A 3,845-nucleotide genomic window follows, 5' to 3' on the forward strand; every position below is an offset into this window, starting at 1 on the left:
CGGGCTGGACGGAGTCGTCGCGAAGCCGGTCGATGCGGTCTACGCGCCCGGGAAGCGCACGATGCTGAAGATCAAGCACCATCGGACCGCCGACGTGATCGCGACCGGGTACCGCACGCACGCCAGCGGGCACGGGGTCGGCTCCCTCCTGCTGTCGCTCTACGACGGGAGCGGCGTGCTGCGGCAGGTCGGCGGGGTCTCCGCCTTCACCACGAAGGTGCGGGACGACCTGATCGCCGAGCTGGAGCCGCTGCTGGCGCGGGACGAGCACGGCGACCCGATCCGCGGCGAGAGCGAGCGGAACCGGTTCTCCTCCTCGAAGGACACGTCGTTCGCCGTGCTCCGCCCGGAGCGCGTGCTCGAGGTCCGGTACGACCAGATGGAGGGCGACCGGTTCCGGCACACGGTCCAGCTGGAGCGCTGGCGCCCCGACCGCGACCCGCGCTCGTGCACGTTCGAGCAGCTCGAGGTGCCGCACGCCTACGACCTCGGCGCGGTGCTGACGTGACGGTCGCCATCGGCGGCGTGGTCCTTGGGCCGGGGCGCCCGAGGGTCTGCGTGCCGCTGACCGGCGCGACGGTCGAGGTGCTGGAGGCGGAGGCGCGGGCGATCGAGCCCGGCGTCGCCGATCTGATCGAGCTGCGCATCGACCGCCTCGCGGCCCTCGACGACCCGGCTGCGGTGCGGGGCGCGATCGGCGCGGTCCGAGCGGCGCTCCATCCGGGGCTCCCGATCCTGCTGACCTGCCGGACCGCAGCGGAGGGCGGAGGCGCGCACCTCGCGCCGCAGGACCTGCGCGACCTCCTCCTGCGCTCGCTGCGCGAGCAGGTCGACGCCGTCGACGTCGAGATGGCGCTGCCGGCGGCGGTCGTGACCGACGTGGTCGACGCCGCGCACGCGGCTGGGACGCCGGTCGTGCTGTCGTTCCATGACCTGCGCGGCACCCCCTCCCGCGAGGAGGTCGTCGAACGGCTCGTGCGGCAGCAGGCGCAGGGCGCCGACGTGGTCAAGCTCGCGTGCACCCCCGCGACGGCGGACGACGTGCTGACGCTGCTCGGAGCGACGCTGGACTACACCGCGCGCCCGGACGCCCGACCCGCCGTCACGATGGCGATGGGTCCGCTCGGCGTCGTGTCCCGGCTCGCGGGCGAGACGTTCGGCTCCGTGCTCACATTCGGCACGGTCGGCGCGGCGAGCGCGCCGGGCCAGGTCGACGCGGGCGCCCTGCGCGGCGTGCTCGACCTCCTCCACGGGGCGCAGACCCGCTGAAGGTGCACCTGGATCCGGGGACTGCGCGCGTTCCCCGGATCCAGGCGCACCTTCGAGTCAGTCCTCCTTGCGGGCGCGCGAGGGCTGCACCCGCGGCGGCTCGCCCGGCATCTTCGGGTAGTCGGGCGGGAACGGCAGCTCCCCCTCCCCGTTCGCGAGGTCGCGCTCCCACCACGACAGCAGCGTCTCGAGGCCGCCCGCGGCGTCGTGCATCGACGCCCAGGGGTCGCCGGTCGTCGCGAGCCGCTGCGGCACGGTGCGCACCGTGAACGCGGTCGGGTCGACGCCGGCCTCGAGCTCGTCCCACGTGATCGGGGTGGAGACCGTCGCGGTGGGCAGCGCGCGCGGGCTGTAGGCGCCGGCGATCGTCCGGTCCCGAGCCGCCTGGTTGTAGTCGAGGAAGATCCGCTCGCCCCGCAGCTCCTTCCACCACGCCGTCGTGACCGCGTCCGGCCGCCGCCGCTCGAGCTCCCGCGCTGCCGCGATCACCGCGTGCCGCACGTCGAGGAACTCCCACTGCGGCCGGATCGGGGCGTACAGATGCAGCCCGCGGTTGCCGGAGGTCTTCACGAAGGCGGAGAGCCCGGCCTCCGCGAGCACCTCCCGCATGCCGAACGCGGCCGCCGTCGCCTCCGGCAGCGCCGTGCCGGGCTGCGGGTCGAGGTCGATGCGCAGCTGGTCGGGGAGGTCGGAGGCCTCCGCGCGCGACGGCCACGCGTGGAAGACCACGGTGTTCATCTGGGCGGCCCACACGAGGGCTGCCGGCTCGTCGAGCACGAGCTGCGGGTGCGATCGGGCGGAGGGGTAGGTCACGACGACGGAGCGCACCCACTCCGGTGCGCCCTTCGGCGGGTTCTTCGAGAAGTACCACTCCCCCGTCACGTCCCCGCCGAACCGCTGCAGCGAGACGGGCCGATCCCCGTTCGCGGCGAGGAAGGCGGCCGAGACGGCGACGAAGTACTCGACCAGCTCGAGCTTGGTGATGCCCGGCTCCGGCCACAGCACCCGCGAAGGGCTCGAGACCCGCATCGTCCTCGTGCCGTTCGGCCCGTCCACGTCGACGGTCGTCGCCTCGCTCGCCATGCGTGGAGCGTAGGACCCCGGCATGCGGAAGGCCCGCTCACCCCGAGGGCGAGCGGGCCTTCCCATGGGAGCGCGGGATCAGGAGGCGGGGGTCGCCGGCTTCTCGTCCGGCGTCGTCGGCTCGTCGGCGGCGGGCGCCTCGGCGTCGGCCTCGGGCGCGTCGGCCGCGGCGGTCTCCTCGACCTCCGCGGCAGCAGGCGTCTCGGCCTCGGCCTCCACCGGCGCGGACTCCTCGACGGCGTCGGTCTCCTCGACCGGCACGTCGGAGGCGGCCGGCGCGGCAGCAGCGGCCGGAGCCGCGGCGCGGGTGCGCGTGGAGCGCTTCGGCGTGACGGGCTCGAGCACGAGCTCGATCACGGCCATCGGCGCGTTGTCGCCCTTGCGGAAGCCGGTCTTCACGATCCGCGTGTAGCCGCCCTGGCGCTCGGCGACCAGCGGCGCGATCTCGGTGAACAGCTCGTGCACGACGGTCTTGTCGCCGATGCTGCGCATCACCCGACGGCGCGCGTGCAGGTCGCCGCGCTTCGCGAACGTGACCAGGCGCTCCGCGACCGGGCGGAGGCGCTTGGCTTTCGCCTCCGTCGTCTGGATCGAGCGGTGCTCGAACAGCTGCGACGCGAGCTGCGCGAGCAGCAGGCGCTCGTGCGCCGGTCCGGAACCGAGACGCGGTCCCTTGGAAGGCCTGGGCATGTCAGTTCTCCTCGTCGTCGTAGGCGGAGTAGAAGTGCGTGCCGTCGAAGCCGGGCACGGCGTCCTTGAGGGAGAGGCCGAGCTCGACGAGCTTGTCCTTGACCTCGTCGACGGACTTCTGTCCGAAGTTGCGGATGTTCATCAGCTGCGTCTCGGACAGGGAGACCAGCTCGCTGACCGTGTTGATGCCCTCGCGCTTGAGGCAGTTGTAGGAGCGGACCGACAGGTCCAGGTCCTCGATCGGCATCGACAGCTCGGAGGAGGTCTGCAGGTCGACCGGCGCAGGGCCGATCTCGATGCCCTCGGCCGCGCTGTTCAGCTCGCGGGCGAGGCCGAACAGCTCGGTGAGCGTGCGGCCGGCGGAGGCGATGGAGTCGCGCGGCGTGATCGCCGGCTTGGTCTCCACGTCGACGACCAGGCGGTCGAAGTCGGTGCGCTCGCCGGCACGCGTCGCCTCGACGCGGTAGGTGACCTTGAGCACCGGGGAGTAGATCGAGTCCACCGGGATCTGGCCGGCCTCGCTGAACTCGCTGCGGTTCTGCGTCGCGGAGACGTACCCGCGGCCGCGCTCGATGGTCAGCTCGAGGTCGAAGCGCGCCTTGTCGTTCAGCGTCGCGATCAGCAGGTCGGGGTTGTGGATCTCCACACCCGCCGGCGCCGAGATGTCGGCGGCGGTGACCGGGCCCTCGCTCTGCTTGCGCAGGTAGGCGGTGATCGGCTCGTCGTGCTCGGAGGAGACGACCAGCTGCTTGATGTTCAGGATGATCTCGGTGACGTCCTCCTTCACACCGGGGATCGTCGTG

General features: G+C 72.8%; 4 protein-coding genes and 1 pseudogene. 2 read left to right on the plus strand and 3 right to left on the minus strand.

All coding sequences use genetic code 11. The features are described from left to right. Both ACFE60_RS18150 and aroD read left to right on the plus strand, forming a co-directional pair. Positions 1-508, plus strand: a pseudogene (locus ACFE60_RS18150) (ATP-dependent DNA ligase); the annotation flags it as partial. Then, the gene (gene aroD, locus ACFE60_RS18155; protein WP_375390255.1) at positions 505-1,269 is read left to right on the plus strand and encodes a type I 3-dehydroquinate dehydratase; all 765 of its coding nucleotides are present in this window, start codon (positions 505-507) and stop codon (positions 1,267-1,269) included. The pseudogene ACFE60_RS18150 and the gene aroD, both read left to right, overlap by 4 nt. 57 nt (positions 1,270-1,326) lie before the next feature. On the opposite strand, the gene ligD is transcribed toward aroD, so the two are convergent. The 3 genes from ligD to ACFE60_RS18170 form a co-directional block, all read right to left on the minus strand. Beyond that, positions 1,327-2,352: a non-homologous end-joining DNA ligase gene (gene ligD, locus ACFE60_RS18160; protein ID WP_375390256.1), complete on the minus strand. Its 1,026-nt coding sequence runs from the start codon at positions 2,350-2,352 to the stop codon at positions 1,327-1,329. Positions 2,353-2,430: 78 nt separating this feature from the next. Further along, complete coding sequence (gene rplQ, locus ACFE60_RS18165) at positions 2,431-3,042, minus strand: 50S ribosomal protein L17 (protein WP_375390257.1); 612 nt, start codon at positions 3,040-3,042, stop codon at positions 2,431-2,433. Position 3,043: 1 nt separating this feature from the next. Next, positions 3,044-3,845 (minus strand): DNA-directed RNA polymerase subunit alpha (locus ACFE60_RS18170; RefSeq protein WP_375390258.1); only part of this gene is annotated, 802 nt, incomplete at its 5' end.

This window comes from uncultured Amnibacterium sp., from assembly GCF_964245895.1.
GTDB lineage: Bacteria > Actinomycetota > Actinomycetes > Actinomycetales > Microbacteriaceae > Amnibacterium.